Annotated in this window: 3 protein-coding genes; 2 read left to right on the top strand and 1 reads right to left on the bottom strand. The window is 74.6% G+C overall.

Annotation, left to right across the window (positions count from 1 at the left end; genetic code table 11):
• Positions 1-2,315: DUF7927 domain-containing protein (locus ABD308_RS21380; protein WP_425554823.1), on the bottom strand; the 2,315-nt coding region annotated here is incomplete at its 3' end.
• Between the two features lie 201 nt (positions 2,316-2,516).
• Between ABD308_RS21380 and ybiA the strand changes: the two genes are divergently transcribed.
• Both ybiA and ABD308_RS21370 read left to right on the top strand, forming a co-directional pair.
• Positions 2,517-3,119: a riboflavin biosynthesis intermediates N-glycosidase gene (gene ybiA, locus ABD308_RS21375; protein ID WP_344337590.1), complete on the top strand. Its 603-nt coding sequence runs from the start codon at positions 2,517-2,519 to the stop codon at positions 3,117-3,119.
• 189 nt (positions 3,120-3,308) lie between these two features.
• Positions 3,309-4,571 (top strand): hypothetical protein, encoded by a 1,263-nt coding sequence (locus ABD308_RS21370; protein WP_344337588.1) that lies wholly within the window; start codon positions 3,309-3,311, stop codon positions 4,569-4,571.
• The last annotated feature ends 23 nt before the right edge of the window (positions 4,572-4,594 follow it).

Here is a 4,594-nt window from a genome sequence, read left to right as displayed (position 1 = left end):
CCGCCGTCACCGTGGTGCGGCGGCTTGCCGGTGGGGGCCGGGTGGGGGCTATGGCTGCCGGTCGCGGTGGGCGAGGGCGAGGTGGTGGGCGAGGCGGTCGGGGAGCCGGTCGGCTCGGAGGTCGGGGAGGACGTCGGGGAGGACGTCGGGGTGGCGGTCGGGGAGGACGTCGGGGTCGCGGTCGGGGACGGCGAGGACGTGGTCACCGTCACCGTGGCCGTGCACTCCGCGGCCGTCGAGCCGGGCGGGCAGTTGCCGCCGGGCCGCTCGGCCACCACGGTGTTGCGCAGCGTGTGGTCCCCGGCGGCCGGGTCCTTGACCTTCACCGTGTACGTCACCCGGGCGCTGCCGCCGACCGGCAGGTCGCCGGTCCAGCTGAGCACCGGCTGCGCGTAGGACGGGGTGCCGACGGTGGCGGTGGCGTCACCGTTGTACGTGGCGTCGTCGAGGACGGCGCTCAGGTCGTCGGTGACGGTCAGCCCGGTGAGCGCCGCGTTCCCGGTGTTGGTGATGTCCACGTGGTAGGTGACGGTGTCACCGGGGAGGGCCTGGGTCTTGTCGGCGGTCTTGGCGATCCGGTACCCGGCGTGCTCGGCGACGGTGTTGCGCACGGTGTTGCTGGTGCGGTGCTGGTCACGGCCGGTCTGGCCGCCCCGGTAGTCGAGGGAGGCGGTGTCGTCGAGCTTGGTGCCCGGCGCGAGCCCGGCGTCGACCCGGGCGCGGAAGGAGATGGTGGTCTCGGCGCCCGGCGCGAGGTCGGCGGCGGTGCAGGTGACGTTCCGCCCGGAGGCGGTGCAGCCGGTGCCGGAGCCCTCGACGTAGGTGGTGCCGGCGGGCAACACGTCGGTCAGGGTGACGCCGGTGGCGGTGTCGAGGGCTGTGGTGCTGCCGTCGGGGTGCCGGTTGGCGATGGTGAAGGTGTAGGTGATCTCGGCGCCGGGGTCGACGAGCCCGGGCGGGGTGTCCGTGGTGGAGCCGGCCGGGTTGTTGGCCTTGGTGATCTGCAGGTCCGGTTCCAGGGCGTCGACGGCGAGCCAGACCGCCTGCGGGTGCAGGGCGTCGCCCGCGCCGTTGATCCGGAGCACGGCCTGGGTGCTGCCGCCGGGGATCTTGCCGGTGACGTCGATCATCCGGGCGTCGTAGCCGTAGTTGTTGACCGGCGCGGGGTCGCGGGTGGTGATGTTGGTGCCGGTGCCGTCGGCCGCGACGCGGTCGATCCGGCTGGTGAAGGCGTTGTCGGTGGTGACGCCGCCGAACGGGTTGGGCATCTCCAGCAGCGTCAGGTTGTCGACCGAGGAGCCGACCAGCAGCTCGTCGCCCTGGATCGGCACGTCGCCGTCGCCGACGGTGACGCCCATGGTGGCCGGCGGGGCCGTGGCGGGCGTGCGGATGCCGGCGAGGGTGAGCGTCGCGAAGTTGTCCGGGCTGCGCAGCAGCTGGAAGCCGTCCCAGACCTGGAGGTAGCGCAGCGGCTCCGTCTGGTCCTCGTAGGCGACGACCAGCGACCAGCCGCCCCAGCAGCCCACGTTGTTGCCGCCGAAGTTCTGCGCCGAGGAACGCCCGGCGCACGCCTGGATGTCCGCGACGGTGTAGCTGCCCGCACCGGCGGCCTTCACCTGGGCGGTGACGTCCTTGACGCCCGCCCCGGCCAGCAGCGGCTCCGGCGGGTTGCCGCCGACCTGCTGGTCGAACCAGTCGTAGGTGTCGGCGGTGAGCTGCTCGTAGGAGGCGCCGCCCGGCACCTTCCAGGAGACCTGGTTGCCGGCGTTGATGTCCCCGGAGGTGCCGCCCGCGGTGCTGGTGTTGGTCGGGTTGAACTGCCAGTACAGGCGGGCCGACAGCACCTGGGCCCCGGCCGGGATCACCAGCTGCGCGGAGGACGCGTTGTTCCCGGGCGCGTTCGGGTCCGTCTTCACGTACTTGGTGCGGTTGTTGTTGGTGCCCTCGGTGTCGTTGCAGACGGAGCCGTCGCTGTCGTCACAGGTCAGCACCGAGTTCGACGCCATGGTGAGGTTGCCGTGCGCCAGCTGGTCGAGCACCGGGTCGGGACCGATCGGGCGCTGGGTGCCGAGCCCGCGGACGGACTTGCCCGCCGCGGCCGGGGCCTTGCCCGAGGGCCCGGCCGCGGACGTGTCGGCGGACGAGGCCGACGGGGCGGCGGACGCCGCCGGGGCGACGACCAGCGGCGCGAACGGGGCGAGCGCGAGCGCCGAGGCGGCGAGAGCGCCGAGGACCGCCCGGCCGGGCAGACGTCGGGACCGGTGTTCGAGTGCCGGACGTTCCCCACCCGTGGCGGGTGGCATGCGGTCTCTCACGGGTGACTCCAGGGATGTTCGAGGGTACGGGAGGGTGAGGGCGCCCTCCGGGCTGAATCGTGACATTACGTCCAGATTCGACCAGGTCGAATAATATGTCACATGCGCTCAACCGCCGCTCATAAACGGCCGTCACCTCGCTGAGCAGGGCCGGAAATAACCCGTTGGCCGCACAGCGCCCCTTTGTGTCAGCATGACGATATGAGCGACGAACGCACGATCGACCCCGTCGACACCCGTGACCGCGCCGCGCTGACCGCCGCCGTGGCGGCCGGGACGGAGCCCAGGTGGCTGATGTTCTGGGGACACCAGCAGCGGCGGGGCGAGTCGCTCGGAGCCGGGGTGCTGAGCCAGTGGTGGCCCGGCCACCCGTTCACCGTCGACGGCGTCGAGTACACCACCGCCGAGCACTGGATGATGGCGGGCAAGGCCCGGATGTTCGGGGACGAGCGTTCGCTCGCCCGGATCCTGGCGGCGGCGAGCCCCGCCGAGGCCAAGAAGCTCGGCCGCCAGGTCCGGGACTTCGACGACGCGACCTGGACGGCCGGACGGTTCGAGCTGGTCGTCGAGGGCAACGTGGCCAAGTTCAGCCGGCACGAGGATTTGCGCGCCTACCTGCTGTCGACGCGTCAGCGCGTCCTGGTGGAGGCCAGCCCGCTCGACCGGATCTGGGGCATCGGCCTCGGCGCCGACGACGAGCGCGCCCGGCGCCCCGCCGAGTGGCGCGGCGAGAACCTGCTCGGCTTCGCGCTCATGGAGGCCCGCGCCCGGCTGGCGGCGGCCGCCGGGGAGTCGAGCGGCTGAGCACCGCCGGGGTGAGCGCCGACCCGGCGCTCCGGGGGGCGGATGCGCCGGGTCGCTCACCACTTTCGCGCTCCACGCGCTCCTGGACACCACTCGCAAGACGGTGGACGCACTGCCGTAACGCCACCGCCGCATTTCAACGCGAGGATGTCTGGCCGTCAGGGCCAAGTTGGACAGGTTGCGGTGATCATGCGTACACGCCACATGGAACAGCCCCTCACCCCACCCGCGGGCGGCACCGAGGGCGAGCAGACGGCCGTCGAACTCAGGGCGGAACTCGACGAGTTAATCCGTGCCCGGCAGTACGCGGGGCAGCGCGAGCGGCGGCTCGCCGAGGCGCTGCGGGCCCTGCCCGAACGACAGCGGCCGGACGGGGAGCTGCTGCGGCAGCTCACCCAGGCGCGGACGCTGCGCGAAGGGCTGGGCGCCCGCTGCCTGGAGCTGAGCGACCAGCTGAAGGCGCTGGAGGAGCGGTTGCGGCAGCCGGCGCCGCGCCGGTGGATCCCCCGCCAGCCCACCGGAACGCCCGCCGCGCCGCCCACCGCTCCGCCCAGCGGCCCGCAAGCCCCCGCGCCCACGTCCGCCCCCGTCGACCCGCCCGCCGACGAGAGCGGGAACGGAAGCGGAAGCGGGAACGAAGGCGGCACACCCGACGGCGGGCAGACCCGTGCCGCGAAGCAGGCGCCCCCCGCCCCGCCCCGGCGCCGCTCCCCCGGTGAACTGACCGCCCTCGCCGAGCGGATCACCGTGCTGTACCGCCAGGCCTCCCCCGACGAGGCCGCCGCCATCCTGGACCAGGGCGCCGAACACCTCACCCCGCACGACACCGCCCAGCTGGCCGCCCTGCTCGCCCGGCGCGGCCCGGCCGACGCCTCCACGCGCCTGGTGCGCAGCGCCGTCCAGGCCGGCCCCCAGCACGCCGCCGCCACGCTGGCCGAGCTGCGCCAGGCCGGGCTGGCCGAGGAGGCGGGCGGCCTGTTCCACGCGCTGCGCACCTGCCCGGCCGCCGCCCTGCCCGCACTGCTGGACGCCCTGGAGCGGGCCGGGCAGCACGCCGACGGCGCCACCCTGCTCTGGGAGTGGGGCTCCGCGCCGACCGCCGAACTGGCCGCGCTGGCCACCGGGCTCTACCGGGCGGACCGGGTCGCCGACGCCCGGACCCTGCTGCGCCAGGCGGCCGGCCGGCCCACCGGGGACCTCGCCGCGCTCGCCGTCACCATGGCCCCACCGCTGCCCACCCTGCTGCTGGGCGAGCTGCCGGCGCTCCGCCCGCCGGCCGAACTGGTCCGGCTGGCCGCCGCGCTGGTCGGCCGGCCGGACCTCTACGAGGCGCTGCTCACCCCGCTGCTGGACGACCCGGCGCGCCACCGCACCACGCTCGCCGCGATGCGCACGGCCGGCCTGCCGACCACCCCGGCCGCCCGCCGCCGCTCCCGCTGGGGCCGCCGGTGAGACGAAGCGGCCGCGAACGGGAC

It is taken from the genome of Kitasatospora putterlickiae (assembly GCF_039527695.1).
GTDB lineage: Bacteria > Actinomycetota > Actinomycetes > Streptomycetales > Streptomycetaceae > Kitasatospora > Kitasatospora putterlickiae.
This window is presented reverse-complemented; position numbering and strand designations above follow the sequence as displayed.

Bases quoted from the DNA above. Each gene is read 5' to 3' on its own strand.
- ybiA (WP_344337590.1), top strand. From the start codon at position 2,517: ATGAGCGACGAACGCACGATCGACCCCGTCGACACCCGTGACCGCGCC.
- ABD308_RS21370 (WP_344337588.1), top strand. From the start codon at position 3,309: ATGCGTACACGCCACATGGAACAGCCCCTCACCCCACCCGCGGGCGGC.